The following is a 24904-nucleotide window of genomic DNA, read 5'->3' as shown; positions in this document are numbered from 1 at the left end:
CGGCGACCGGCCGTCACGTTCCTCCGAGAGCGGGATCAGACCGCGGAGGCCGGGAACCTCTCCCACACGCGGTGGGCCGGCAGCAGGCCCTGGAGCTGCTCCAGCGCCTCCGCGGCGGTCTCGGTGACCACCACCCCCGGCTCGCCGGGGACCAGGCCGGCCTCGGCCAGCGCGGTGGGCCCGGTGCCCCAGGCGACGACCGCCTTCGCGTGGCGGTAGACCTCCTGGAGCATCAGGACCACGCGCGGGTCGACGGTGAGCGCCGGTGCGCCCGCCTTCGCGTCGCGCTGCGGCAGGGCGTCCGGGGCGGGCGCGGGCGCGCTCGCCACCAGGAGCGCGTCGAACTCCACCGAGCGCGCGGTGAGGAAGGTGCGCTGGGCGACCAGGCCGTCCGCCAGGGTCCCGCCCCGGGCGGCGATCAGCAGCGGCACCATGCCGGCCGCCGAGATGGACTGGCGCAGCGCGTGCAGGTCGGCCGGCCCGTCCGGGTCGTCCGCGTCGACGACGATGCCGATCATCCGGCCGTCCGCGGGCCACTCGCCGCCGAGCTGGGACAGCGCGGGGCTGGGCGTCACGTCCGCGAGCACCTCGCTGGGCTCCGGCGCGGGCAGGCCCAGGCCCTGGGCCACCTTCGCGCACAGGTCGGCGTCGACGTTGGCGAGCACGCGCAGCTCGCGCTCCTTGACCGCCTGCTCGTAGCACTTGCCCAGCTCGAAGGTGAACGCCCGCACGATGTGGTCGCGCTCCACCGGCGTCATGCTCCGGTAGAACAGGCGGGCCTGGCTGAAGTGGTCGTCGACGGTCACGTGCGCGCGGCGTTCCTTCACCGACTCCGCCACCGGCTGCGGCACCTCGACGAACGCCCCGGTGTCCGCGCCCGCGAAGAACGGGCAGCCGCCGTCGAGCGTGTTCGGCTTGTACGGCGCGACGCCGCGGTGCACGGCGTGCTGGTGGAACCCGTCGCGGAACATGTCGTTGACCGGGACGTGCGGCCGGTTGATCGGGATCTGGTTGAAGTTCGGCCCGCCCAGCCGGGAGAGCTGCGTGTCGAGGTAGGAGAACAGGCGGGTCTGGAACAGCGGGTCGTCCGTGACGTCGATGCCGGGCACCAGGTTGCCGAGGTGGAAGGCCACCTGCTCGGTCTCGGCGAAGAAGTTCGTGGGGTTGCGGTTGAGGGTGAGCACGCCGATCGGCTGCACCGGCGCCAGTTCCTCGGGCACGATCTTCGTGGAGTCGAGCAGGTCGATGCCCTCGAAGGTCTGCTCCGGGGTGTCCGGGAAGACCTGGATGCCCAGCTCCCACTGCGGGAACGCGCCCGCCTCGATGGCGTCGTACAGGTCGCGCCGGTGGAAGTCCGGGTCCACGCCCCCGATCATCTGCGCCTCCTCCCACGTCAGGGAGTGCACGCCGAGCTTGGGCTTCCAGTGGAACTTCGCGAGCGCCGTCCCGCCCTCGGCGTTGACCAGCCGGAAGGAGTGGACGCCGAAGCCCTCCATCATGCGGTAGGAGCGCGGGATGCCGCGGTCGGACATGTTCCACAGGACGTGGTGCGTGGCCTCGGTGTGCAGGGACACGAAGTCCCAGAACGTGTCGTGCGCGCTCTGCGCCTGCGGGATCTCGCGGTCCGGGTGCGGCTTGGCGGCGTGGACGATGTCCGGGAACTTGATGCCGTCCTGGATGAAGAACACCGGGATGTTGTTGCCCACCAGGTCGAACGTGCCCTCGGAGGTGTAGAACTTCGTCGCGAAGCCGCGGGTGTCGCGCACCGTGTCGGCGGAGCCGCGCGAGCCGAGCACGGTGGAGAAGCGGACGAAGACGGGCGTGGTGACGCCCTCGTCGAGGAACGCGGCCTTGCACACGTTCTTGGCGTTGCCGTAGCCGACGAACACGCCGTGCGCGCCCGCGCCCCGCGCGTGCACCACCCGCTCGGGGATGCGCTCGTGGTCGAAGTGGGTGATCTTCTCCCGCAGGTGGTGGTCCTGGAGCAGCGTCGGGCCGCGCCGGCCCGCCCGGAGCGAGTGGTCCGTGTCGTACAGGCGCGCGCCCGTCGACGTCGTCAGGTACTCGCCCTGCTGCTCCCGCACGTCGGCGTCGGCCCCGGTGGGCGCGCCCGTCGCCGTGCGCGTCTCCGGTGATCCCTGATCCGCCTTGCGCGGGGGTGCCGGCTTCGGCTCGGTGGGCTCCTCCAGCGGGGGCGGCGCGCTGCCCGGTGCACCCGGGATCGGCGGCGTCGCCAGGTCGGCGACCTTCTCCACCGCCTTCTCCAGGGCGTCCTTCACGACTTTCGCGGGCTTGATGGGGTCCACGTACTCCTCCTCGTCGGCAGTCCTCCCGCGACTACCCGACGCGGCGCGGCGCTACACGTGCCGATCACCGACGGCGGCGAGCGCGTCGTCGAGGGTGTCGTGGAGCGCCAGCTCCCGTTGCAGGCCCACGAGGGCGAGGGTTCGCCGCACGATGGGCGCGGTGACCACGCGCAACGTGGCACCGGCGGCCCGGAGGCGTTGGTGCGCGGTGAGCAGGGCCTCGATGCCGGGCGAGGAGAAGAACCCGATCCCGGCCAGGTCGGCGACCACGGTGCCGCCGGCCGCGGCGCGCCCGGCCAGCTCCAGCAGGGGGTCGCGCAGCGCGGCGACCGTCACGGTGTCGATCTCGCCACTGGCGGCGAGGACGACGACGTCGTCGTCCAGCCGGCGTGTGGTGGTGCTGAGCTCCGCGCCGCCTGATCGTCCCATTCCACCCGTCCTGGTCGGTTCCGTGGGGAGACCAGCAGAGCACACCGCGCCCGGGTCGGCATGACGGGTGCGCGCCACCCCGGCGCCCCTGCCGTTCCGGGACCGGTCGGTCCGGGGTGCGCGCTCACGGGGCGGGGCTCACAGGGCGATGAGCCCCGCGTTCGTGGGGCGGAAGCCGCAGCTGTCGAAGTAGAACGCCCCGAGGTGGTCGTCGAAGTCCACGTGCAGCCACTCGCAGCCCGCCTCGCGGGCGCCGGTGACGGCGCGGGCGACCAGTTCCCGGCCGACGCCCCGCCGCCGCTCGGGGCCGGCGACCAGCGTGTCGAGGACGAACGCGTGGGCCGCGCCGTCCCACGCCACGTTGACGAACCCGACGAGGTCACCCGCGCGACGGGCGCACACCCAGCCCAGGCTGTGCCGGTTGACCTGGCCCCACCAGTCGTCGTCGGGCAGGACCGGGTGGTCGAAGCCCTCCGCGTGCAGGACGTCGACCTCGTGGTTGTCGAACCGCCCCCGCCACTCGTAGTCGATCATCCGGAAAGCCTAGCCGGCCCCATCGCATCAGCCCTTCGGCCGATGCCGAACTCCGGACCTCGGGCCGATCCCCCACGCGGCTCACGCCGGCAGCGTGGTCGCCATGGCACACCACCACTCCTTCCCCGGCCCCCGGGTCGGCGCGACCGCCATGGTGCTCGGCCCGCTGCTGCTGCTCACCGCGACGGCGCTCCGCCTGCCGTTCCACCACTTCTTCCCGCAGCAGTTGACGGCCGTGGCCGAGCACCCGGCGCTGATGGCCACCGCGCACACGGCGGCACTGGCGGGCACCGTGCTGCTGGTGCCCGCGGTCCTGGTGCTGGCCCACGACATAGGCCGGCTGAGACCGGTCTGGGCCACGTGGGCCGCCGGGCTGGTGCTGGTGGGCGTGACCGAACGGATCTTCCACGCCGGTGTCGACCAGGCGGCGCACGGCCTGGTCCGGCGGCACGGGGCCGAGTTCGCCACCGACCTGGTCGCACGGTCGTACGGCGACCTGCACCTGTTCAGCTTCCTGTCGTTCACGATCCTGCTCGGCTGGCCGGTGCTCGCGTTCGCGGCGCACCGCACCGGCGCGCTGGGCAGCGGCCGGTTCGCTGTCGTGCGCGCGGTGGCCTTGGGCGCGACGTCCCTCTTGCCGCTGGGGGTGCTCAAGGGCACCGAGGTCACGTCCGTGGTGGCCGTGGTCGGCCTGTGCGTGGCACTCGTGCCCGGCGGCGTGCGACTGGCCAGGGGCACCCCGCGCCCGACCCACCGCTCGGTCCTGGTGTTGTTGGCCGCGGTGCCGGTGCTGGGGGTTTTGGGGGTGGTGAGCACGCTGGGGTAGGCGGTGCTCCGAGAACCCCGATCGCCGTGTCCGGTGGTACGGGTGCGAAGTGGTTCGTGGTGGGCCCGGGTGGCCGGCGCAGGCCGGTCAGCGCAGGCCGGCGAGTTCCTCCACTCGGGACCGGTCCGGGCGTCCGACGCGCAGTGCCGCGTCGAGGGTCGGGTACGGGCGCAGTTCCGCGTCCAGGCCGGCGATCCGGAACGGTCGCAGGACGTGCCGCTGTGAGGCGACCACGCGCAGCGCGACGCCGACCGACTCGGCGGCGGACAGGTCCCAGTACAGCTCGTTGAGCCCCGCCGCCGCGAAGAACCCCACGCCGCGCAGGTCGATCACGACCGGTGCGGGCGGTGTCGCCAGGGCGAGGGCGATCCGCACCTCGCGCCTGATCGCGGAGGTGGTCGAGGCGTCCACCTCGCCGGTCACGCGCACGACGACGGCGTAGCCGTGCACTTCCCGCTCCACCCGGAGCTGGTCGTCGAACCGCTCGGCGATCGTCATGGCGCCCTCCTCGGGGGCGAAGAAGCAGTGGCTGCTGCTGAACCGCCTGCGTGGCTCCAGACCGTACGCTCCCGAAGGCGATTGCGCAGCTCCTGGGCGCGGAAGTTGCCGTTCCTCCCCCTCGAGGCGATTGCATGGGACCGGGCCGGCCGCGTCACCTGTGCCCGGCCCGGTGGTCCCGCCGGTTAAAAGCAGCCGGCGGGACCGTCCTCGACTTGGCCGCGGCGTGCAGCCGTTCCAGGGCGCGGCGCACGCGGTTCCGGTGCGACCATTCCAGCCACCGCGCGGCACGGTCGGTCAGCTCGTCCACCGCGTCGTGCCCATCGGCGGTCGGCAGCTGCTCCCGCGAGCCGTGGAAGGTCGTCACGACCGCCAGGCACTCGCCTTCAGTGGAGAGCAGCGGTGTGCTCACGACGGCGTGCAGGCCCAGCGCCCGCAGGTCGTCGATCGCGGTCGAGCCGGTGAAGAGCGGGTCGACCGCCACCTCGGCGGCCACGATCCTGGTCCGTCGCCGACGGGCCGCGTCCGCGGTGACGGCGCCGGCGTCCTCCACTCGGCCGGGGCGGTCGGATGGGGGTCGACGCCGGCCGGCCCGGCACCACCGGGACGAACACCACTGGAATCGACGGCGACGGGGATCGACGCCGACGGGACGGACGCGCACGGCGTGGACGACGCCGTCCGGGTTGCCGCCCTCGACGAGCCGCACCTCGTCCGCCTCCGCCCAGGTGCGCTCCAGCACCGCGCGCAGCAGGTCGCGCAGCACGGCCGGCCGGGTGTCACCGGCGCCGAACCCCGGGTCGGGGGCGGGCTCGGGCGGGGGCCACGGCTCGCGCGGCCGCGGGCGGGGCGGGTCGACCAGGGTTTCCGCCAGTTCCCGCATCCGCACGTTGCTCCGCTGGGCCACCCCGCGCAGCAGGGTGAACGCGGTGTCCGAGTCGGCCGGCAGGCAGCGCTCCTGGAGCATGCCCAGCGCACGGGCGATGACGGGGCGGCCCGCGAGCTTGGCGCGCAGGTCGCGGACTTCCCGGGCCGGCTTGAGCACCGTCGCGTCCTGGTGCCCGCCCACCACGTCGGACTGGGCCCCCAACGCGCTGTCGACCGTGGGGTGCACGTCGATCACGTCCGGCAGCCGCTTGCCGCGCAGGACGCGGGCGACCAGCGGGTTGCCCGCCACGACCCTGAGCCGCCGGCCGGTGCCCGCCAGGTCGTCGGCCACGCCGAAGAAGGCGGTCACGCCGGCCCCCGACAGCAGCCGCACGCCGGTGAGGTCCACGACCAGGTCACCGTGCCCCGCCTCGACCAGCTCGGCCAGCCTGGCCGACACGCTCGCGCTCGCCGCCGCGTCCAGCTCCCCGGACACCGCGACGACCTGGGCCTCACCGGCCGCCGGCTCGGCCGGGGTGAGCGCGGCGACGTCCACCCGGACCGCCCTCCCGTCTGCGGCGACCTGGCGCGTCGTGCTCCGGTTCACCGTCGGGGCCACCTGTGCCAGGCTGCCGGCGGGGCGCGCCGCGATGCCGGCGCGCGGTTGCCGCCGCAGGCCACGCGTTTCACTCGTTCGGCCTACTACTGTGGCGTCCGGTCCGCGACGAGCCCTTCGAAGTACGGCTTCATCGACGGGTAGTAGTCGTCGAACACCGGCAACGGGGTGCCGTCGCGCGAGGCGACGAACATGTCCAGGTAGTACTCCCAGCCCGGCCCGACCTCGCCGATGCCCTCCTCGGTGTCCAGGTGGTGCACGAGGCTCAGTTCCGTCACCCCGTCCACTTCGGACAGCAGCACCTCCAGCCGCCAGGTGCCCGCCTCGTCGACCGTGGACACGGCGAGCCTGCGCGGCGGGTCGCACACGTCGATGCGCACCTCCATCCAGGGCTGGTCCTCCTCGTGCGCCATCCGCACCCGGACCGTGCGGCCCGGGGCGCCGTCACCCTCCCAGGGGCCGAACCACCTCGCGGTGCGCTCGGGCTCGGTGAGGCCGGCCCACACGTCGTCCGCGAGCGCGCGGAAGGTGCGGGTGATCACCAGGTCGCCGGCCCCGTCGGTGCGGAGGAGTCGCCCGGTGGCCGACGGGGTGGAGCGGTGACGGGTCATGCGGTGTTCTCCTCGGGGTGTTCGGCGCGGCGTTCCCGCCGGGTCCGGTGGACCTCGGTTTCCAGGGCGTCGAGGTGGTGCGCCCAGCCGGTGGGGCGGGTGAAGCCCGCGAGCCACCGGGTCAGGGGGGTGAGGCCCGACGCGTCGAGCACGTAGAACCGCTGCCTGCCGACGAGCTCGTCGCGCACCAGGCCGCTCCCGCGCAGCACCCGCAGGTGCCTGCTGACCGCCGGGCGGCTGATCGCGAACCGCTCGGCGATCTGCCCGGCCGACAGCCGCGCGTCGTCGCGGAGCATCTCCAGGATGGCGCGCCGCACCGGGTCGGCCACGGCTGCCGCCACCTCGTCCACGACCGGAAGCGTAACCCGGTGGTTACGCTTCCGGCAACGGGGTCGGCGGATCGGGACCTCGACGCCTGTCGGACCCCGGTGCCCGTCGGACCTCAGGCGAGGCCGTCCAGGAACGCGGTCAGGACGCGCCGGTACGGCTCGACCGTGGTCAGGTCGGCGTGCTCGTCCGGGCCGTGCTGCCCCTCCCCCCGCACGCCGAAGATCACCGCGTCCACGCCGTGCTGGTGGTAGAACCGGGAGTCGGCCGCGCCGTGCTTGCGCAGCAGCTCGCCGGAGTGGCCCTGCGCCCGGGCCGCCTGCTGGAGCGCGCGCAGGTCGGGTGAGGCGGGGTCGACGCGGTGCGGCGGCTCCACGCGGTCGACGTGCGCGGTGACACCGGGCGGGCACAGGGCGGTCAGGTGCGCGGCGACCTGGTCGGGCGTGCGGCCGGCGAAGTCGGCGTCCTCGGCCGGGAAGCGGATGTCGAGCCACGCGGTGGCATCGGCCGGGACCTGGTTGAGCGCCTCGTTGCCGGTGGTCACGCGGGCGACGTTCACCGTCGTGCGCCACTCCTCCCGCTCGGCCACGGGGTACTCGGCGAGCACGCCGTCCACCGCCCTCATGACCTTGAGCAGGGCGTTGTCACCGGTCCACTGGTAGGCGGCGTGCGCGGCACGGCCGGTGGCGCGCAGCCGGGCGACGACCAGGCCCTTGGACTCGGCCACCACGCACAGCCCGCTGTGCTCGCCGATCACCACGAAGTCCGCCGTCACGCCCTGCTCGAGCTGGTGCAGGGTGCCGTGGTGGCCACCGACCTCCTCGTCGGTGACGAGCTGGAGCCCGAGCGGGTAGGGCAGGCGCTCCGCGCGGTCGCGGAACACCTCGGCCAGCACGAGCGCCGACAGCTTCATGTCCTGCGCGCCGCGGGCGAAGAGCCGGTCGCCCTCGCGTCGGGGCGTGAACTGCTCGTCGTCGCCGGGCACCACGTCGAGGTGCGCGTTGAAGAGCACCCGGAAGTGTGGCCGTGGACCGGCGGTGCGGACCAGGGCGCCGGGCTTGCCGCCCGAGTCGAACCGCTCGACGGTGAAGCCGGGCCCCACCACGTCGAGCACGAGGTCGAGCGCGCGGCGGAGGTCGTCGGGCCGGTCTGCGGTCGAGCGGATGCCGAGCAGCTCCCCGGCGCGGTGCGGCAGGTCCATGCGCCCCATCGTGCCGGGCCCAGCCGGTGTCCGGCACGGTGTGCTCAGCCCGCGTCCGACACGGCGTGCGCTCCCTCGACGGGAGCGGGGCAGCGCGGCCGGGCGCGCAGCTCGACGATGCCGACCACCAGCGCGAGCGCCACCGCGACGGCCGCGCCGCCGATCGCGACCAGCGCGGCCTCCCCGAAGTCCTGGCCCGTGCCGCTGAGCACCGCGTAGAACACACCGGCCAGCGCCGCCGTGCCGACCGCGGACCCGATGCGCTGCCCGGTCTGGAGCGCGCCGCCGGCCGCGCCCGCCATCGACACCGGCACGTGCCGCAGCGTCAACGTCGTGTTCGGCGAGATCACCCACCCGCCGCCGATGCCGCCGACGAGCAGCGCGGGCGCGACGGCCCAGCCCGCGAGGTGCGCGGGCGCGAACCGCAGCACCAGGGCCGTGGCCACGAGCCCTGCCGTGACCAGGCTCAACCCGGTCACGGTGAGCCTGCGCCCCCAGGTCTCGACCAGCCGGCCACCGATCACCGCGGACGCCGCGGAGCCGACCGCGAACGGCGTCACGGCCAGGCCGGACTCCAGCGGCGTGTAGCCGAGGCCGGTCTGGAAGTACAGCGCGAACACCAGCCAGATGCCGCTGAACCCGACGAAGTAGACCAGGCCGAGCAACGCGCCCGTGCCGTAGCCGGGTGTACTGGTGAACAGGCGGACGTCCAACAGCGGGCTGCCGTCGCGCGCGGCGATCCTCCGCTCCCAGCGCACGAACAGCACGAGCAGCGCCGCGCCGAGCGCGAACAGCCACCACAGCTCCGCCAACCCGCCCGCCTCGGCCAGCACCAGCGGCAGCATCACGGCCAGCACGCCCGTGCCGAGCAGTGCCGCGCCGAGCAGGTCGAGCTGCCCGCGCGCCCCCTTGCGGCCCCGGGGCAGCAGGCGGGCGGCGAGCACCAGGGCGAGCACGCCGATGGGCACGTTGACGTAGAAGATCCAGCGCCAGCCCTCGTCCTCCCCCGCGACGGCGAGGATGACACCGCCGACGACGGGGCCGACCGCGGTGGAGACGCCGACCGTGGAGCCGAAGAAGCCGAACGCCCGGCCGCGCTCGGCGCCGCGGAAGAGCTGCTGGATCAGCGCCGAGTTCTGCGGGGCCAGCGCACCGGCCGACACGCCCTGGAGGAGGCGGGCGACGATCAGCACCTCGGTCGTCGGCGCGAGCCCCGCCAGGGCGCTGAACAGGACGAACCCGCTGAGCGCGCAGAGGAACATGGTGCGCCGGCCGATGGCGTCGCCGAGCCGCCCGGCGGGCACCAGCGCGAGGCCGAACGCGAGGGCGTAGCCCGACACGACCCACTGCACGCCGGCGGGCGACGTGCCGAGGCCGTGCTGGATCGACGGCAGCGCGACGGACACGATGCTCACGTCGAGCAGGCTCATGAACCCGGCGACCAACGTGACGGTGAGCGCCTTCCACCGGCGCGGGTCGGGCTCGTGACCGCTGCTCATCACCTTTTCCTACCCGCAGCGGGCCGTACCTGCACCACGGCGGGTGATCGGGTGACGGATGGGACGCTTGATCACCCGCGGACCGGGATACCCCCGGGGCATGGACACGACGCAGCTGGAGCAACTCCGCGGTTTCATCCTCGACGGCCTGGCCGACGACGAGGAGCGCGTGGCGCGCGGTGACGCGCCCCTGTTGGCCGACGCGGAGGCCCGTGGCCGGTTCCGCGTCCTGCGCTCGGATGACGGCCAGGGCTTCCTGCTCGTCCCGGGCGACCTGTCGGAGGAGGAGGACGGCGTCCCGGCGTCGCACGAGGAGAAGATCCGCGCGCTGCGCTCGGAGGTGGAGAACACCGACTCCGGGGACGTGCTCCAGCTCGTGGCGTCCGCGTACGAGGGGCGCCACGGCTGGCTGGAGGAGTGGCGCACCGCCACCCCGTGACGTCAGCGACCGCCGGGCTGCGGGGCCGGCACCGGCCGGGGGCCCGGCCCCGGGGCCGGCACCGATCGGGGGCGGCCCAGGTTGTCGCGCAGCAGCGCCTGCGACTCGGCCACCCCGATCGGTCCCCCGGGCAGCCTGCCGTCCTCGGCGCGCAACCGCGACAGGGCCTCGTCCATCGCCGCGTGGGCGGCGAACAGGCACGGGGTGCTGTAGATCGCCACGCGCACCCCCGGGTCGGCCGACTCGGACCGCGACAGGGCCGGTGACCGACCGCCCGCGATCTGGTTGGACACGACCGGCTTGGGGGCGGCCGCGCGGGCGTTCCGGCGCAGGACCTCGGTGGACGGCACGCCGTCGACGAGGACCGCGTCGGCGTCGGTCGCGGCGGGGGCGGCGGCGCGGCGCAGCATCTCCGCCTCGTCGGTGGCGTCGGTCCTGACCACGACGACGAGGTCGGTGCGGGTGTCCAGGACCGCGGTCAGCTCGGCCAGGTAGTCGGGCAGCGGCAGCACCTGCTTGCCGCCCACGTGGCCGCAGCGGCGGGGCGGCTCTGGTCCTCCAGCACGCGACTCCGGACGCCCCGACCTGCTCCAGCGCGCGCACCACGTGACACGCGACCTCGACGTACCCGTCGTCGATGTCGACCAGCAGGTGGTGGTCCGGGAACGCGAGCCGCAGCCGCCGCACGAACCCGATCACGTCGGGCCAGGCGATGAACCCGATGCCGGGCGGCCCGTAGTGGGACGCGGCGAGCCCGAACCCGGACACGAACACCGCGTCGTAGTGCCGTGCCGCGACGACGCCGACAGCATGTCGAACACCCCGACCACCGGTGTCGTGCCGTCGGACGCCACCGCCGCGCGGAGAGCCTCGCCGTGTGCCACGGGCGGAACGTTGCCACCGGCCGCCGCGCGGGGTCGAGGTACCGGAAGGATGATCCACTGACACGTCCGAGTCCCACCGCGCATCACCGCCGGGGCAACACCGCCGGGCAACACCGCCGGGGCCGCACCGGGTGGCCGCCGCGCGCGCGTCGTCGTGCGGCGGCCACGTGATCGGCAGCGGTATCGCCCCTTCCCCGGATCGACGCGATGCGGTGATCACTGGACCTCTTGGAGGCGGTCCACCCCGTGTCTACCTGGTGCGATGTCCGATCGGGTCGACGTTGACCGCATCGGCGGACGCCCACCGGCCGGTCAGGTGACGACCGCTCACCCATGACGAAACGTGACCTCGTCACCGCACGTCGCGCACGTGCTTCTGGCAGGCTTCCCCTCACGTCGCGGTGACCGCCGCGCGGGAGGAACGGGGAGACGTGAGCGCTGGAGACCGCCGCTGGGGCGACCGCGGCGAGGCCATCGGACGTGGAGTGACGTGGCTGGCGCGGTGGAGCACCCGCGCGGCGCTGGCCGCACTGGGGTTCGTGCTGCTGTGGTGGCTGATCGGCAAGCTGTGGGTGGTCGTGATGCCGGTGCTGCTCGGCCTGCTCATCACCACCGTGCTGTGGCCGCCGGCGCGGTGGCTGCGCGGCCGCGGCCTGCCGCCGGCCCTGGCCGCGTCGGTCGTGCTGCTGGTCGGCCTGGGCGTGCTGGGCGGCGTGGTCGCGCTGATCTCCACGTCCATCGCCTCCGGTGTGCCGGAGATCGCCGACAGCGCCACCAAGGCCCTCCAGCAGGCCCGCGACTGGCTGTCCGGGCCGCCGTTCAACCTCGCCGACAGCAAGCTGGACCAGCTGATCGACCAGGGCGTCGACCAGCTCCAGTCCAGCGTCGGCACGATCGCCAACGGCCTGCTCACCGGCGTCGGCACGGTGACCTCCGGCCTCGTCACCGGTGTCCTGGCGCTGCTGCTGGCGTTCCTGTTCGTCAAGGACGGCCCGCGGTTCACGCCGTGGCTGCGCGGTGTGGTCGGCGAGCGCGCGGGCGGGCACCTGACCGTCGTGCTGGAGCGCGTCTGGACCACCCTGGGCGACTTCATCCGCACGCAGGCGATCGTGAGCCTGGTCGACGCCGTCCTGATCGGCATCGGCCTGGTGGTCCTGGGCGTGCCGCTCGCGGTGCCGCTGGCGGCGCTGACGTTCCTGGGCGGGTTCATCCCGATCGTGGGCGCGTTCGTCGCGGGCGCGCTGGCCGTGCTGGTCGCCCTGGTGAGCAACGGCCTCACCACCGCGATCATCATGCTGGTGATCGTGGTGGTGGTGCAGCAGCTGGAGGGCAACGTGCTCCAGCCGGTGCTCCAGTCGCGCAGCCTGCGCCTGCACGCGGCCGTCGTGCTGCTGGCGGTCACGGCGGGCAGCAGCCTCTACGGCATCGCGGGCGCGTTCCTGGCGGTGCCGGTGGTCGCGGCGGTCTCGGTGGTGATGCGCTACCTGGACGAGGTCATCCAGCGCGGCTCGGTGAGCGGCGCGAGCGAGCCCGTCGAGACGGTCCCGGAGCGGGACCGGCCCGACGAGTAGGCGCCGCTCCCCGCGCGGTGGCGGCCGCCGCGCGGGGAGCCCGGCGGGCATCCGATCCGGTCGACATCGGGTCCGGTCGGCGTCGTGCCCGTCGGTCAGCGTCGGCGCAGCACGCGCGGGTCGGCGTCGAGGTCGTCGGCCAGCCGCAGGGTGATGAACTCGTTGTCGTCCGGCTTGCCGGGGGTGCGGCCCGACGACGACGGGAAGTTGTTGTCGTTGAGCACGGCGATGGTGCGGTCGTCCAGGATCACCACGTCCTCGATCGTGGTGAACGGGAACGTGAACCGCTCGCCGAACCCGCCGAGCCGGCGCGGGTTCGCGATGTCCAGCAGGTCGGCCACGAGGGTCTTGTCGAGCGTGCCGTCGCGGTCCCGGTCGCGCTTGTCGGCCAGGTAGACCTTCTTGGTGACGGCGTCCACGCCCTGCGCGCCGTCCCGCTCGATCACCAGCAGCCGGTTGCGGTCCACGGCGATCGCGTCGCCGATGGCGTGCTCGGGCTTGTCGAGCTGGTACGTCCACCTCGCGCCGGTGTAGCGCCCCCCGGCGAGGTCGAACTCGTTGAGCCGCAACGACCCCGGCGCGTCACCGGCGACGGTGCCCTCCAGCAGCGCGTCGAGGGTGCGGCCGTCGGCGGACAGAGCCAGGCCCTCGAAGCCCTTGCTGCCGCCCAGGTTGGCGGTGCCCGCCGGGTTCTCCGGGGCGAACACGCCGGGCAGCGGCACGGGCGGCGCGAGCAGCCGGCCCGCGCGGTCGAAGTGCAGCAGGTAGGGGCCGAACTCGTCGCCGATCCAGTAGGTGCCGTCGGCGGCGCGCTGGATGGACTCCACGTCGAAGTCGGAGCCGGTGAGCACGCGGTCGGGCCGGGTGAGCGCGAACGGCACGTGACCGTGCGGGTCGGTCAGCGTGGTCCCGCCGACCACGTCCACCGCGCCGGTGCGGAAGTCCGGCGCGAGGCGCTGCACGCGCAGGAGGAAGTCGGCGCTGTTGGCCTTGGTGCCGAAGCCGTTGTCCGACAGCACGTCGTAGGTGCCGTCGGCGTTGCGCAGCACCCCGCTGAAGCCCTGCACCGGCTGGTCGGCGAACGGCGGCACGACGCCGTTGACCGGTGCGGTGCCCAGGGCCGCGCCGGACGGCTCGCTGCCCGGCACGAAGGTGAGCGCGGGCAGCGACGCGAACCCGGTCAGCGTGGCGCGGCCGGGGGCGTGGCGGTCGGTGGGCGACGCCGCACCGGGCACCGCCGCCACCACCAGCGCGAACGCGGCCAGGCCGAGGACCAGCGGTCTCCTCATGGTGTTCCGTTCTGCCGTGGCGCGACCCGTCGGGTCACGCGGTGGGCGGAACGCTAGGAGCCCGCGGTGAACGGCGGGTGGCGCGCGGCGTCACGGCCGGTGGACCGGAGTGATCCGGTCGTTGCGCAGGTGCTGGTAGACCACGGAGGTTCGCACGTCGGCGACCTCGGCGCGCTCGGTGAGCCGGTCGACGACGAAGGTGTAGAGGCTCTCGTTGTCCGGCACGGCGACGTGCAGCAGGAAGTCCTCGTCGCCGGTGGTGACGAACACGCCCAGCGTGTCGGGCTGCGCGACGGCCCAGGCCCGGAACTCCTCGATCACCCGCCGGGCGGGCGGGCGGATGCGCACGGCGACCAGCGCCTGCACCGGGCGGCCGATGGAGGGCAGGTCGACGTCGAGGATCGCGCCCTTGATGATGCCGCGCTCCCGCAGCAGGCGGGTGCGGTCGAGTGCCGTGGTGGGTGCGACGCCGACCGCGGCGGCCACGTCCCGGTTGCTGCGCCGCGCATCGACCTGCAATGCGCGCAGGATCTTCGTATCAAGTTCGTCCATGACCACCCACCAAGCCTTCTATCCGAATCATCATCGGATCACTTGGTCGAACACCGTACAGGTGCCTAGCATTCTGCCACCGAGCCCGATGAACGCACGGAGGACCACGTGACCGCTGTCGGCTTCGAGCCGCAGGAGATCGACCTGCTCCAGCCGACCCGGGCGGCCCGCTTGAAGTGGGTCGTCGTGGTGGACTCGGCGTTGCCGCCGGGCCGCGCCGTGAACGCCGCGGTGTGCGTGGCGTCGGCGACGGCCCGGTCGGTGGCCGGGCTGCTCGGCCCGGACGGCGAGGACGCGACCGGTTCGGCCCACCCCGGACTGCCCTGGGCGGGCTGCACGGTCCTGGCCGCGACCGGCGACCGGCTGGCCGCGCTGCGCGCGAAGGCCGCCGACTCCCCCGGCGTGTTCGTCGCCGACATGCCGGTGCAGGCGCAGCGCACCCGCGTGTACGACGACTACCTGCGGCAGCTCTCCGAGGCGTCCGACGTGGAGTACCTCGTGGTGAGCGTGGTGGGGCCGCGCAACCGCGTCGACAAGCTGGTGAAGGGGCTGGAGCTGATGCCGTGACGCGCTACCGGCCGCTCTCCGCCCACTTGCGCCGCGCACTGCCCACGACACCGCGCAGCAGCAGCACGATCACCACGCCGATCACGAGGTTGAGCACGGCGGTGAACGCCTTCGCCTCGGGGCTCACGCCGAGGCTGAGCGGCAGCACCACGGCGATCGCGGTGAGCAGGACCATGATCCAGGAGAAGAACCGGACGGCGTTCGGCGTGGTGGCCAGCAGCAGTTGGAGCAGCCCGGTGGCACCGAGCGCGCAGGCGGCGGAGGTGAGGGCGTAGGTCAGGGTGTTGGCGTCGCCCCACACCCCGTCCCCCTTCGGCGCGAGCACGTCCACCCCGAGCAGACCTCGCGCGACGAGGGTGCCGACGATCGCGAGCAGGCCGGTGACCAGGGCGGTCGCCACGCTGCCCGCCCACAGGGTGGTGGCGTCGAACCGCCGGCTCGGGTCGGGCGGCGCGGCGGGCCGCCGCGGCGGCGGCGGCGGTTCCCGGAGCACGGCCGTCTCCGGCGGGACCTCGCGGAACGAGTCGCGCACGGGTCGCCGCGGCTCGGGGGGACCCGTCACGGGTTCGAAGCGGGTCGTCCGGCGTTCGTCAGCCATGTCCGCGAGTATCGGGCGGCCGCCGGCCCGGCGCGCGGCGGCGGCACCGATCAGGTGACCCCATCAGGAGGTCGTCCCGACGCGGGTGCCTCCCGGCGTCGTTGCCGGGAGGCACCCGCGGGCGTGCCGCGGACCGGGTCAGCCCGCGTGCGCCTCGAACTCGGCGAGCTGGGCTGCGGGCCAGCCCGTGTTCGCGGTGAACGTCAGGCGCAGGTGGCGGTGGTTCGCGGTCACCGGGACGGTGACCTAGTTGCCGGACGCCGGGTCGAAGCGGTACTGCGCCGGGCCGACCAGCTGGGTGTACGCCGCGCTGCCCGCGACCGAGAGGGTCTGGGTGCGGGCGGCCCAGGCGGCGGCCGGTGGGAGCGCGAGCACGAGCCGGTTCACGGCCGTGCGGCTGCCCAGGTCGACGGTGAACGTCTGCGGGAACCGGTCGTTCGGGCTCTCCCAGTACGTGTTCACGTCGCCGTCGACGGCGTTGGTCCCCGGCAGGCCGCCGACGCCCGCCGCCTGGACGGGCTTGCCGCGGGCCACGTTGCCGGTCGGCTGCGGCGTGGTGGTCGTGGTGGTGGGCTGCGGGCCGGTCGTGGCGTACGCCTCCAGTTCGGCGAGCTGCCCGGCGGGCCAGCCCGTGTTGCCGGTGAACGTCAGCCGCACGAACCGGTGCGCGCCGGAGACCGGCACGGCGACCTGGTTGCCCGACGCGGGGTCGAAGCGGTACTGCGCCGAGCCGACCACCTGGGTGTACGCCCCGCCGTCGGCGCTGCCCGACACGGACAGGGTCTGGGTGCGCGCCGCCCACTCGGCGGGCGGCGGCAGCCTGAGCACCAGGCGGCCCAGGTCCTCCGGCCGTCCCAGGTCGACGGTCAGGGACTGGGGGAACTGGTTGTTCGCGCTCTCCCAGTAGCTCCCGGGGTTGCCGTCCACGGCGTTGGACGCGGGGAAGCCGCCGTTGGCCGTGGTCGCGGTGGCGGGCCTGCCCCGCGCCAGGTTCCCGCCCGGCTGCACCGACGTGGTGGTGGTCGTGGTGGTGGTGGTGGTGGTGGTGGTCGGCGGCGCGGTCGGGTCGGTGTGGACCGGCTCGGGCCACGGGCCGCAGTACGGCGTGCCGTCCCAACCGGAGTTGCCCGCGCCGCGGGTGATCCGGAACCCGCCCTCGCCCAGGCAGCTGTAGATCCCGGCCCGGCCGAGGCCGGTCGCGGTGACGTTGGTGAACGACGCCGAGCCAGGCGACTGGAGCTGCACGCCGAACGTGCCCGCGCCGATGATGCGCACACCGTTGAAGTGCACGTTCGTGATGGTGCCGCTGATGAACTGGATGGCCTCGTAGTTGCTGTCGACCAGGTCGGTGTCGGTGACGTCGACGCGGCCGTTCATCGCGCCGTCGCGGGCGTCGAACCACAGCGCGCCCACGCCGAACTGCCAGTTCGAGTCGAGCACGCCGGCGCGCAGGGTCGTGTTGCGCGACAACGCGGTCGTACCCGCCAGCGGCACGGAGGAGAACCGGTTGCCGACGTGGATGCCGCCGCCCTGGTCCTGGGTGTCGGCCACGACGTTCCCGGTGGCGGTGTTGTCGCGGCCGCCGTAGATCGCGATGCCGTTGGCCTTCATCGGCACGACCACGGTGTTGCGGTGGATCGTGTTGGAGTGGTCGGCCTGGTGCTCCGACCAGAGCGCGATGCCGTCGTCGGAGATGTTGCGGAACAGGTTGTGCTCGACCAGCGCGTTGCTGATGCCGCGGTGCAGGTTCATGCCGTCGGCGAGCTGGTCGACGACCCGGTTGTGCCGGATGGTCAGGCCGTCGAACGGCCCGTCGAGCCACATCCCGACCTTGGTGTGCTGGAGGAACATCCCGGAGATCACCGAGCCGCCGCCCAGCGCGCCGCCGATGGCGTTGGTCTGGTCGCAGTCCACCCGGTCGGTGACCTCGCCGATGATCGCGAAGTCGTGCAGGCCGACGCGGGCGCTGACGCCGGAGTTGCCGCCCTGCCCGCACGACGGGGGCTCGCCGAGGCCGTAGAAGCCGACCCGGGCGCCGGTGACGACGCTGTGCCAGTGGCCCGCGCCGCGCACGGTCACCCGGTCGACCGTGATGTGCCTGGTGACGGTGAAGCGACCGGCGGGGATCCACACCTCGCGGCCCTGCGCGCGCCCCGCCGCGACGGCGGCGTCGAACGCGGCGCCGTCGTCGGTGCCGTCGTTCGGCGTGGCGCCGTGGTCGGTGACGGAGACCGAGTTCGCCGGGCGCGTGGCGGCGGGCGCGACGAGTTCGAAGTCGGCGAGGTCGATCGTGTAGGACGGCGCGTCGTCGCCGGCGTCGACCTGGAGGCGGACCGTGGCGCCGGCCTGGAGGGTGCGGCCGAACAGCGCGCGGGTCGAGTCGTAGAGGTGGTGCGGCTTGCCCTGGTTCGGGTCGTTGGCGTACGGGTAGCCGCCGTAGCGCCAGGCGTACTTCGAGGTGAGCGTGAGGCTCGTCGACTTCCGCCCGTCGAGGTAGAGCGAGAGCGGGGCGGTGATGCCCGCGCCGCCGTTGCCGTCCGGGACGCTGTAGCGCAGGTCGATCGAGTTCGCGGGCTCGGTCAGGGTGAACTCGACGTAGCGGCCCTGGCCGGACAGGGTGACCGCGCGGCGGCCGGACGCCTCGCCCTCCAGCGTGCCCTGGCGGCGGCCGGGGCCGATCTTCGTGCCGTTCGTGGCGGCGTTCTCGGCTTCGTGCTCGACGAACGGCACGTCCGCGCCGCGGCCGACGACGTCGAACGGCGAGGTGGCGACGGCGGCGACGACCGGGGCGGACGACGCCTGCGGTGCGGCGGCGACGACGAGCGCGGTGAGCAGGGAGGTGGCCACCGCCGCCGCGCCGAGCGCCAGGGGGCGCCGGTGGGTGGGGTCGACTCGCATGGGTTCAGCCCTTCGTTGGACGGGACCCCTGACTGCGGGCAGGGATGTTCCACGCGGCCGTTGAGCAGGGACGTCACGCCGTGTGGTGTGGCGCACACCATAAGCGGGCCGAACAGCCGACCGCAAGATATCTATCAAATCGCGCAAAAACTTGACTGACCCTTCAAGGGTGTCGTAGGCGCAGCAGTCCGGTGAGCGCGTCGGCGGTGTCGTGGGAGGTCCGGTCGGGTGCGGGCCACTCCGCCGGCCAGGGCCGGCCGTGGCTGACCCACCACGTGCGGAACCCCGCGCGCCCGCCGCCCACCACGTCCAGCACGGGGCTGTCGCCGACGACCCAGCCGTCCCCTCCCCCGCAGCGGCGCGCCGCGAGGTGGTAGATCGCCGGGTCGGGCTTGCGCACGCCCGCCTCCCCCGACGCGCACCAGCCGTCCAGGTGCTCGGCCAGGCCGGTGCGCCGCAGCTTGGCCCCTGGTTGTCCGGCTCGCCGTTGGTCACCACGCCGATCCGCCACCCGGCCTCCCGCAGCGCGACGAGCGCGTCGAGCACGCCGGGGCGCGGCGCGACCAGTTCCGGCACACGGGCCCGGTAGCGCGCCCACAGCACGTCCGCGGGCTCCGCCAGGCCGAACCGCTCCCGCGCCTCGGCGAACAGCGCGTCCTTGCGCCCACCGGCCCGCGCGCACAGCCACGGCACGGCGTCGTCGGGCAGGCCGTGCTCGGTGGCGAGCCCGGCCGCCCACACCGCGAACGCGCCGGCGAGGTCCACCAGCGTGTCGTCGAGGTCGAGCAGGGCGAGGCTCAGTACGCGCCCGCCAGCTTGCGGTGGTCCCACGAGACCACCGAGGTCGGCGCGAACCGCAGCCCGACGCGCTTGACCGCCTGGGCGGCGACGAACGCGTCCAGCTCCGGTCCGCTCCGCCCGGCGTAGCGCGCGGCCACGGCGCCGCCGATGCGGGCCACCTCGGCCCGCTCCTCGACCAGCCTCACGTCGCACTCCATCGTGACGCCGCGCAGCTCCTCGTAGCTCTCGCCGGCCTCCAGCTGGAGCGTCGCCTCGGGCGTGCGGCGCAGGTTCGCCACCTTCTGCGAGGCGCGGTAGGTCCAGGCGAGCAGCTCGCCGTCCTCGACCGCGAACCACAGCGGCACGAGGTGGGGCCTGCCGCCGCGACCGACGGTGGCCACCGTGACGACGCGCCGCTCCTCCAGGAACGCGGCCACTTCGTCCGGGGTCATCGTGATCAGCGCGCGCCTCGACATGCGCGTCAGGATAGGGCGCTGCCCTCGCGCGGCCCGGCGGCCCCGGCGATGAGGTCGCCGACGGTCCCCTCCTCCAGCAGCTCCAGGAACACGTCGACCAGGTCCGGGTCGAACCGCGCGCCCCGGCCGGAGCGCAGCTCGCGCACCGCCTGCTCGTGCGTCAGCGCCCGCCGGTGCGGCCGGTCCGCGCACATCGCCGCCCACGCGTCGCACACCGACAGGATGCGCGCCTCCAGCCGGATCGAGTCGCGGGTCAGGCCGTTGGGGTAGCCCGCGCCGTCCCACCGCTCGTGGTGCTGCCGGATCACCTCGGCGACGTCGGCGTGGTCGGGCAGCACGCCCACCATCCGCGCGCCGCTGTCGGGGTGCTCGTGCAGCAGGTGCCACTGCTGGTCGGTGAGCGGGCCGGACTCGGTGAGCAGGTCGTCGGGCAGCACGATCATGCCGACGTCGAGCAGGCGTCCCGCGCGGTGCGCGGTGCGGACCTGGGCCGGGTCGCAGCGCAGGCGCTCGGCCACGGTCCTCGCCCACTCGGCGATGGCCAGGCTGCGCCCGGGGCTCGCCACCCGCAGGTCGACCAGGTCCGCGACCTGGTTGAGGTAGTCCACCGCGACGTCCTCCCGGTGTTCGGCGATCGACGTGCCGCCGGCCACGGCGCGGTCCCGACCGAGGTCCTTGGCCAGGTACAGCGCGCGGTCGGCCGCGGACACCAGCGCGGACGCCGTGCAGTGGTGCGAGGCGAACGCGGCGGTGCCGGCGGAGAGCGTAACCGTCACCGATCGCCGGTCGCTCACGGCGATGGGCCGGCGCGCCACGCCGTGCCGCAGCTCCTCGGCCAGCCGCGTGGCGTTCTCGGCGTCGGCGCCCATGACGATCAACGCGAACTCCTCGCCGCCGTAGCGGGCGAGCACGAGGTCGGGCCCCGCGACCGCGCGCAGCCGGTCGGCCACCTCGACCAGCACCCGGTCGCCGGCGGGGTGGCCGTAGCGGTCGTTGATGGCCTTGAACCGGTCCACGTCGAGGATCACCACGGCCAGCGGGACGCCGGTGCGGCGGGCCCGCGCCACGTCCTCGGCGAGCCGCCCCTCGAAGTACCGCCGGCTGCGCAGCCGGGTGAGGGCGTCGGTGATGGCCAGCCGCCGCTGGTCCACGGCGAGGCCCGCGAGGCGGGTCGCGGTCAGCGCGAACAGCAGGGCGCAGCCGATCGCGATCACCGGCACGTCCTGCTCCATCCCCCGCGCGTGCTGGAAGAGCAGCAGCAGCGGGCCGATCAGCGCGCCCGCGGACAGCACCGCCAGGCGCGGCCAGCTCAGCCGCAGGGCGGGCACCTCGGCCGGCTGCGCGATCCGCCCCATGGCCGGGTGCAGCGCGCACGCGCCGAGCGCGAGGTTGCCGCCGAGCCAGATGGCGTCGAGGAAGTTGCCCGCCGCGTAGGTGCCGTCGAGGCGTTGGAGGACGTACACCGTGTCGGCGGTCATGATCGCCGCGAGCCAGGCGGTGAGCAGCACGAACGAGCCGTCCCGGCGTCCCGCGCCGAACAGCAGCCGCAGCGAGGCCAGCAGCACGACGAGGTCCATCAGCGGGTAGGCCAACGAAGCCGCCTCCACCAGCGGCGACGTGCCGAGGCGGGTCTGCGGCCCGATGACGAACACCCACGACAGCAGGCCGGCGACCACGGTCAGCGACACGGCGTCGAGCAGGCCGGGCAGGTCGTGGTCGGAGCGGCGCTGCCGGATGAGCACGACCAGGCCGACCACGACGAGCGGGTAGTGGCCGAGGTAGAAGACGTCGGCGACGGCCGGGTAGCGGGTGTCGTTGAGCACGTAGTGCGAGACGTAGAACGTGGCGTCGGCGAGGGCGTAGACGACCTGGCTGAGCCCGAGCACGATCCACGGCGCGCGTTTGCCGGGCCGGTTGCGGCGAATTCCCCACCACACCGCGACCGCGGCCGACGTGCTGACCGCGCAGTAGACGATTACCCGCAGGGGAACCGTCCCGACGAAGATGGGCAGCGCGTAGTAGGCGCACACCGCGAGGAACCCGAATAACAGGTAACCGATCCACGGACGGTTCTGCCCGGCGGTCGGCATTTCGCGGTTATCGACCGGGGTGGCTTCGGAGACGCGCAATCCCGGTGCTCCTTCTGCGGCTTCGCGTGGTCGGGGCGGCGGAGAGCCATTCGCAGTCTCCCACACTCCCGGGGACGAGTGGGTCACGGCACGGATAGAGTGCCATTGGTGTCGCACCGCGTTCGACGGCGACGCGGCGGCCGGGTCGAGGGGGATGGATGCCCAGGAACACGAAAGCCCTGTTGGAACGCGTGCGCGAGGAGTTGAAGCGCGACGGCGGCACGAACCGGCTGGTCCCGCTGATCGCGAGCGGCGAGGCGTCGGTGGAGGCGTTGAAGGCGTTGGCGGCGGAGGAGGACCGCATAGTTCGCAGCGACTGGCGAGCCTTCCTCACCTTGGCCGCGCAGTCGACGGAACTCCCGCAGCGCGAGTTCTTCTCGACGGTGGCGAGCGGCGAGGGCCTGGCGCTGGCCAAGCTCGGCGATTTCGCCGCGGCGTGCGGGCTCTCCCCCGACGACGTCGCCGACTACCGCGCGCTGCCCGGTTGCCAGGCGTACCCGTCCTACGTGGCGAGGCTCGCCCTGGACGGCAATCCGCACGACGCGCTGCTCGCGATTCTGGCGAACTTCGCGGAATGGGGCGGCTATTGCGCGACGATCGCGGCGGCGCTGCGCGAGCACTACGGTTTCGACGACGCGGTCTGCGCGTTCTTCGACTTCTTCGCCGAGCCCGCGCCCGAGTTGGACGAACTGGGCCTGCGCGCGCTCGACGCCGTCCTCGACACGGGTTGGACCGTCTCCGGCGCGATGCCCCAGGCGCTCCTCCTTCACTCCTACGAGTTGATGTTCTGGAACACGCTGGCCGACGAGAAGGCGTGACCGGCGGGCGCCTCACCCGGTGACGGAGGGCTGGGCGTCCCAGTTCTCCGCCAGGTCGGGGCGCCCGAACAGGTAGCCCTGGGCGTAGTCGCAGCCGGCCGCGCGCAGCCAGTCGGCCTGCTCCTGCGTCTCGATGCCCTCGGCCACGGTGTGCGCGCCGAGCACCTCGGCGAGGTCGACGATGCAGCGCACCACCCCGGCGGTGCGACCGGCGTCGTCGAGGTTGCCGGTGAACGACTTGTCGATCTTGACGACGTCGAACGGGTAGCGCTGGAGGTAGCTCAGCGACGAGTAGCCCGTGCCGAAGTCGTCCAGGGCGACGCGCACGCCGGTCTCGCGGACGTCCATCAGCCCCCGCATGGCGGCCTCGTCGGCCCACACGGATTCGGTGACCTCGACGGTGAGCCGCTCCGGCGGCAGGCCGGAGGTCTTGAGCACGCGGTCCAGCGAGGGCAGGAACGCGGGTGCGGAGAGCTGGCGGGTGGACACGTTCACCGTGACGCCCAGCGCGCGGCCCTGTTCGCGCCACCGCATCGCCTGCTCGCAGGCGCCCGCGAGGACCTTGTTGCCCAGCGGCACGATGAGGCCGGTCTCCTCGGCCAGGCCGATGAACTCGCCGGGTCCGAGCAGGCCGTGGCCGGGGCGCTGCCAGCGCACCAGGGTCTCCGCGCCGGTCGCCCGGCCCGTCGCGAGGTCCACGATCGGCTGGTAGTGCAGCACGAGCTGCCCGTCGGCGACGGCGGTGCGCAGGTCGGCCTTGTCGCGCTGCCGGGCCAGCACCCGCTCCCCCATCTCCGGCCGGAACAGGCGGATGCGCGCGCCGCCCTCGCGCTTGGCCACGTACATCGCGGTGTCGGCGTCGCGCAGCAGGTCGGCGGTGCCGAGGCCGGGCTGCGACACGGAGATGCCGACGCTGGCGCGGATCACGGTGTCGTGGCCGAGGCCGGTGAGCGGTCGGGCCAGTTCGGACAGCACGCGGGTCGCCAGGCGGGCGGACTCGCGCACGTCGTGGCCGGGGGCGAGGACGGCGAACTCGTCGCCGCCCAGGCGGGCCGCGGTCGCCACGGGGCCGACGGCGCGGCCGATGCGCTCGGCGGCGGAGACCAGGTACCAGTCGCCCGCCTCGTGCCCCTCGGCGTCGTTGACCTCCTTGAACCCGTCGAGGTCGATGACGAGCAGGCCGACGGCCTCACCGGAGCGCAGCGCGTCGTCGACGAGGTGCAGGAAGTGGGTGCGGCCGGCGAGGCCGGTCAGCTCATCGCGCTCGACGCGGGTGCGCAGCGCGTCCTCCCACTGGCGGCGCTTGCTCACGTCCAGCGCGGTGACCAGGGTGTGCCGGTCGGGCACGTGGTCCACGGGCACGGCCTGCACGGCCAGCACGGCGGTGGTGCCGTCGGGGCGCTCGACGTCGACCTCGACGGGGTCGTCGGCGCCGCGGCAGCCCCGGCCGCAGGCGGTGATGTCCGGGCCGTGCGGGCAGGGCACGCGGCCGGACCGCCCCTCGGGCCAGTCGAACAGGCGGCGGGCGCGGTCGTTGTGCAGGGTGGGCGCGCCGTCGCCGTCGAGCAGCACGAGGCCGACGGGACTGGCGCGGATGACGGCCTCGACGGTGCGGTGGGCGGCTTCGAGGCGGCGCGCGGAGCGGACGATCTCGTGCAGCGCCAGGGACACGATCGTGAGGCCCACCAGGGGCAGCAGGGTCGAGGCGAGGAGGGGTCCGGTGGCCTCGACCGGTTCGAGGACCACCCACGTGCCGACGCCGGTGAGGTAGCCCAGCAGCACGGGCACGGACTTGACCGGCAGCAGCACCGCGTCGCCGCGCAGGGCGCGCCGCACGACGACCGCGAACAGGAACCCGATGGCGGGTTCGGCGCTGGGCAGCACCAGCACCGCGCCGAACGCGGCCACGGCCTCCACCCCCGTCGTCCACCACGGGTCGCCGTCCGGCCGCACCCACCAGGAGGCGAGGACGCCGACCACGAGCAGCGCCAGCGGGATGCGCACGAGGCCGGAGCCGAGCAGGACGAGCTGGACGGTGAAGGCCACGCAGGCGAGCCACGCGAACAGCTCGGTCAGCTCGGTGATCCGGCGCACGCCGGCCTGTCCGGGTGACGACAGAGCGTCGTCGACCACGGCACGCGATCGACGAACCACGCCCCGTTACCCCCAGTCAAGCTGCGATCGGCCGA

The 24904-nt window shown here is 73.9% G+C and carries 23 protein-coding genes; 5 read left to right on the top strand and 18 right to left on the bottom strand.

Annotated elements, in window-relative coordinates:
- Nucleotides 1-35: 35 nt before the first annotated feature.
- The 3 genes from CKY47_RS22225 to CKY47_RS22215 all read right to left on the bottom strand — a co-directional run bounded on the left by CKY47_RS22225 (nucleotide 36) and on the right by CKY47_RS22215 (nucleotide 3269).
- Nucleotides 36-2306 (bottom strand): catalase, encoded by a 2271-nt coding sequence (locus tag CKY47_RS22225; protein ID WP_306747873.1) that lies wholly within the window; start codon nucleotides 2304-2306, stop codon nucleotides 36-38.
- 51 nt (nucleotides 2307-2357) lie between these two features.
- Nucleotides 2358-2735: an STAS domain-containing protein gene (locus CKY47_RS22220; RefSeq protein ID WP_306747872.1), complete on the bottom strand. Its 378-nt coding sequence runs from the start codon at nucleotides 2733-2735 to the stop codon at nucleotides 2358-2360.
- 138 nt (nucleotides 2736-2873) lie between these two features.
- Nucleotides 2874-3269 (bottom strand): GNAT family N-acetyltransferase, encoded by a 396-nt coding sequence (locus tag CKY47_RS22215; protein ID WP_306747871.1) that lies wholly within the window; start codon nucleotides 3267-3269, stop codon nucleotides 2874-2876.
- Between the two features lie 103 nt (nucleotides 3270-3372).
- Between CKY47_RS22215 and CKY47_RS22210 the strand changes: the two genes are divergently transcribed.
- Entirely contained in the window at nucleotides 3373-4095 is a 723-nt protein-coding gene (locus tag CKY47_RS22210; protein ID WP_306747870.1) for a hypothetical protein, read from the top strand.
- A gap of 87 nt (nucleotides 4096-4182) precedes the next feature.
- Here CKY47_RS22210 and CKY47_RS22205 read toward each other — a convergent pair whose 3' ends face one another.
- The 6 genes from CKY47_RS22205 to CKY47_RS22180 form a co-directional block, all read right to left on the bottom strand.
- Complete coding sequence (locus tag CKY47_RS22205; RefSeq protein WP_306747869.1) at nucleotides 4183-4593, bottom strand: anti-sigma factor antagonist; 411 nt, start codon at nucleotides 4591-4593, stop codon at nucleotides 4183-4185.
- Between the two features lie 154 nt (nucleotides 4594-4747).
- Nucleotides 4748-6079 (bottom strand): STAS domain-containing protein, encoded by a 1332-nt coding sequence (locus CKY47_RS22200; protein ID WP_306747868.1) that lies wholly within the window; start codon nucleotides 6077-6079, stop codon nucleotides 4748-4750.
- 83 nt (nucleotides 6080-6162) lie between these two features.
- Nucleotides 6163-6687: an SRPBCC family protein gene (locus CKY47_RS22195; protein ID WP_306747867.1), complete on the bottom strand. Its 525-nt coding sequence runs from the start codon at nucleotides 6685-6687 to the stop codon at nucleotides 6163-6165.
- Complete coding sequence (locus tag CKY47_RS22190) at nucleotides 6684-7037, bottom strand: metalloregulator ArsR/SmtB family transcription factor (RefSeq protein WP_306747866.1); 354 nt, start codon at nucleotides 7035-7037, stop codon at nucleotides 6684-6686. Before CKY47_RS22190 ends, CKY47_RS22195 begins: the two co-directional genes overlap by 4 nt.
- Before the next feature lie 92 nt (nucleotides 7038-7129).
- Complete coding sequence (locus tag CKY47_RS22185) at nucleotides 7130-8215, bottom strand: M20 family metallopeptidase (RefSeq protein WP_306747865.1); 1086 nt, start codon at nucleotides 8213-8215, stop codon at nucleotides 7130-7132.
- A 44-nt stretch (nucleotides 8216-8259) separates the two neighbouring features.
- The gene (locus tag CKY47_RS22180) at nucleotides 8260-9714 is read right to left on the bottom strand and encodes an MFS transporter (protein WP_306747864.1); all 1455 of its coding nucleotides are present in this window, start codon (nucleotides 9712-9714) and stop codon (nucleotides 8260-8262) included.
- Between the two features lie 100 nt (nucleotides 9715-9814).
- Here CKY47_RS22180 and CKY47_RS22175 point away from each other — a divergent pair, with 100 nt between their 5' ends.
- Complete coding sequence (locus CKY47_RS22175; RefSeq protein WP_306747863.1) at nucleotides 9815-10153, top strand: hypothetical protein; 339 nt, start codon at nucleotides 9815-9817, stop codon at nucleotides 10151-10153.
- Between the two features lie 2 nt (nucleotides 10154-10155).
- Here the strand turns inward: CKY47_RS22175 and CKY47_RS22170 are convergent, their stop codons facing one another.
- The gene (locus tag CKY47_RS22170; protein ID WP_306747861.1) at nucleotides 10156-10680 is read right to left on the bottom strand and encodes a hypothetical protein; all 525 of its coding nucleotides are present in this window, start codon (nucleotides 10678-10680) and stop codon (nucleotides 10156-10158) included.
- Nucleotides 10681-11468: 788 nt separating this feature from the next.
- Between CKY47_RS22170 and CKY47_RS22165 the strand changes: the two genes are divergently transcribed.
- Nucleotides 11469-12608 carry an AI-2E family transporter gene (locus CKY47_RS22165; RefSeq protein WP_306747860.1) on the top strand — a complete coding sequence of 380 codons (1140 nt, stop codon included), beginning with the start codon at nucleotides 11469-11471 and terminating at the stop codon, nucleotides 12606-12608.
- A 95-nt stretch (nucleotides 12609-12703) separates the two neighbouring features.
- Here CKY47_RS22165 and CKY47_RS22160 read toward each other — a convergent pair whose 3' ends face one another.
- Both CKY47_RS22160 and CKY47_RS22155 read right to left on the bottom strand, forming a co-directional pair.
- Nucleotides 12704-13897, bottom strand: a complete 1194-nt coding sequence (locus tag CKY47_RS22160; RefSeq protein ID WP_306747859.1) for an esterase-like activity of phytase family protein — start codon at nucleotides 13895-13897, stop codon at nucleotides 12704-12706.
- A 90-nt stretch (nucleotides 13898-13987) separates the two neighbouring features.
- Entirely contained in the window at nucleotides 13988-14449 is a 462-nt protein-coding gene (locus tag CKY47_RS22155; RefSeq protein ID WP_306747858.1) for an Lrp/AsnC family transcriptional regulator, read from the bottom strand.
- Nucleotides 14450-14557: 108 nt separating this feature from the next.
- Here CKY47_RS22155 and CKY47_RS22150 point away from each other — a divergent pair, with 108 nt between their 5' ends.
- The gene (locus CKY47_RS22150) at nucleotides 14558-15016 is read left to right on the top strand and encodes a DUF2000 domain-containing protein (RefSeq protein WP_306747857.1); all 459 of its coding nucleotides are present in this window, start codon (nucleotides 14558-14560) and stop codon (nucleotides 15014-15016) included.
- Between the two features lie 4 nt (nucleotides 15017-15020).
- On the opposite strand, the gene CKY47_RS22145 is transcribed toward CKY47_RS22150, so the two are convergent.
- The 5 genes from CKY47_RS22145 to CKY47_RS22125 form a co-directional block, all read right to left on the bottom strand.
- Nucleotides 15021-15614, bottom strand: a complete 594-nt coding sequence (locus tag CKY47_RS22145) for a DUF6069 family protein (protein WP_306747856.1) — start codon at nucleotides 15612-15614, stop codon at nucleotides 15021-15023.
- 246 nt (nucleotides 15615-15860) lie between these two features.
- Nucleotides 15861-18512: a discoidin domain-containing protein gene (locus CKY47_RS22140; RefSeq protein ID WP_306747855.1), complete on the bottom strand. Its 2652-nt coding sequence runs from the start codon at nucleotides 18510-18512 to the stop codon at nucleotides 15861-15863.
- A 163-nt stretch (nucleotides 18513-18675) separates the two neighbouring features.
- Nucleotides 18676-19023, bottom strand: coding sequence for an HAD family hydrolase (locus CKY47_RS22135; RefSeq protein ID WP_306747854.1), 348 nt, complete (start codon nucleotides 19021-19023; stop codon nucleotides 18676-18678).
- Between the two features lie 286 nt (nucleotides 19024-19309).
- Nucleotides 19310-19768 (bottom strand): pyridoxamine 5'-phosphate oxidase family protein, encoded by a 459-nt coding sequence (locus CKY47_RS22130; protein WP_306747853.1) that lies wholly within the window; start codon nucleotides 19766-19768, stop codon nucleotides 19310-19312.
- A gap of 5 nt (nucleotides 19769-19773) precedes the next feature.
- Nucleotides 19774-21858, bottom strand: coding sequence for a bifunctional diguanylate cyclase/phosphohydrolase (locus tag CKY47_RS22125; protein WP_306747852.1), 2085 nt, complete (start codon nucleotides 21856-21858; stop codon nucleotides 19774-19776).
- 197 nt (nucleotides 21859-22055) lie between these two features.
- Between CKY47_RS22125 and CKY47_RS22120 the strand changes: the two genes are divergently transcribed.
- Complete coding sequence (locus CKY47_RS22120; RefSeq protein ID WP_306747851.1) at nucleotides 22056-22715, top strand: thiaminase II/PqqC family protein; 660 nt, start codon at nucleotides 22056-22058, stop codon at nucleotides 22713-22715.
- A gap of 12 nt (nucleotides 22716-22727) precedes the next feature.
- On the opposite strand, the gene CKY47_RS22115 is transcribed toward CKY47_RS22120, so the two are convergent.
- The gene (locus tag CKY47_RS22115; RefSeq protein WP_306747850.1) at nucleotides 22728-24848 is read right to left on the bottom strand and encodes a putative bifunctional diguanylate cyclase/phosphodiesterase; all 2121 of its coding nucleotides are present in this window, start codon (nucleotides 24846-24848) and stop codon (nucleotides 22728-22730) included.
- Nucleotides 24849-24904: the final 56 nt, after the last annotated feature.

The sequence above is a fragment of the Saccharothrix longispora genome, from assembly GCF_030852425.1.
GTDB lineage: Bacteria > Actinomycetota > Actinomycetes > Mycobacteriales > Pseudonocardiaceae > Actinosynnema > Actinosynnema longispora.
This window is presented reverse-complemented; position numbering and strand designations above follow the sequence as displayed.

Bases quoted from the DNA above. Each gene is read 5' to 3' on its own strand.
- CKY47_RS22160 (WP_306747859.1), bottom strand. From the start codon at position 13,897: ATGAGGAGACCGCTGGTCCTCGGCCTGGCCGCGTTCGCGCTGGTGGTG.
- CKY47_RS22220 (WP_306747872.1), bottom strand. From the start codon at position 2,735: ATGGGACGATCAGGCGGCGCGGAGCTCAGCACCACCACACGCCGGCTG.
- CKY47_RS22130 (WP_306747853.1), bottom strand. From the start codon at position 19,768: ATGTCGAGGCGCGCGCTGATCACGATGACCCCGGACGAAGTGGCCGCG.
- CKY47_RS22175 (WP_306747863.1), top strand. From the start codon at position 9,815: ATGGACACGACGCAGCTGGAGCAACTCCGCGGTTTCATCCTCGACGGC.
- CKY47_RS22125 (WP_306747852.1), bottom strand. From the start codon at position 21,858: ATGCCGACCGCCGGGCAGAACCGTCCGTGGATCGGTTACCTGTTATTC.
- CKY47_RS22155 (WP_306747858.1), bottom strand. From the start codon at position 14,449: ATGGACGAACTTGATACGAAGATCCTGCGCGCATTGCAGGTCGATGCG.
- CKY47_RS22215 (WP_306747871.1), bottom strand. From the start codon at position 3,269: ATGATCGACTACGAGTGGCGGGGGCGGTTCGACAACCACGAGGTCGAC.
- CKY47_RS22205 (WP_306747869.1), bottom strand. From the start codon at position 4,593: ATGACGATCGCCGAGCGGTTCGACGACCAGCTCCGGGTGGAGCGGGAA.
- CKY47_RS22120 (WP_306747851.1), top strand. From the start codon at position 22,056: ATGCCCAGGAACACGAAAGCCCTGTTGGAACGCGTGCGCGAGGAGTTG.
- CKY47_RS22185 (WP_306747865.1), bottom strand. From the start codon at position 8,215: ATGGACCTGCCGCACCGCGCCGGGGAGCTGCTCGGCATCCGCTCGACC.
- CKY47_RS22145 (WP_306747856.1), bottom strand. From the start codon at position 15,614: ATGGCTGACGAACGCCGGACGACCCGCTTCGAACCCGTGACGGGTCCC.
- CKY47_RS22210 (WP_306747870.1), top strand. From the start codon at position 3,373: ATGGCACACCACCACTCCTTCCCCGGCCCCCGGGTCGGCGCGACCGCC.
- CKY47_RS22195 (WP_306747867.1), bottom strand. From the start codon at position 6,687: ATGACCCGTCACCGCTCCACCCCGTCGGCCACCGGGCGACTCCTCCGC.
- CKY47_RS22140 (WP_306747855.1), bottom strand. From the start codon at position 18,512: ATGCGAGTCGACCCCACCCACCGGCGCCCCCTGGCGCTCGGCGCGGCG.
- CKY47_RS22180 (WP_306747864.1), bottom strand. From the start codon at position 9,714: ATGAGCAGCGGTCACGAGCCCGACCCGCGCCGGTGGAAGGCGCTCACC.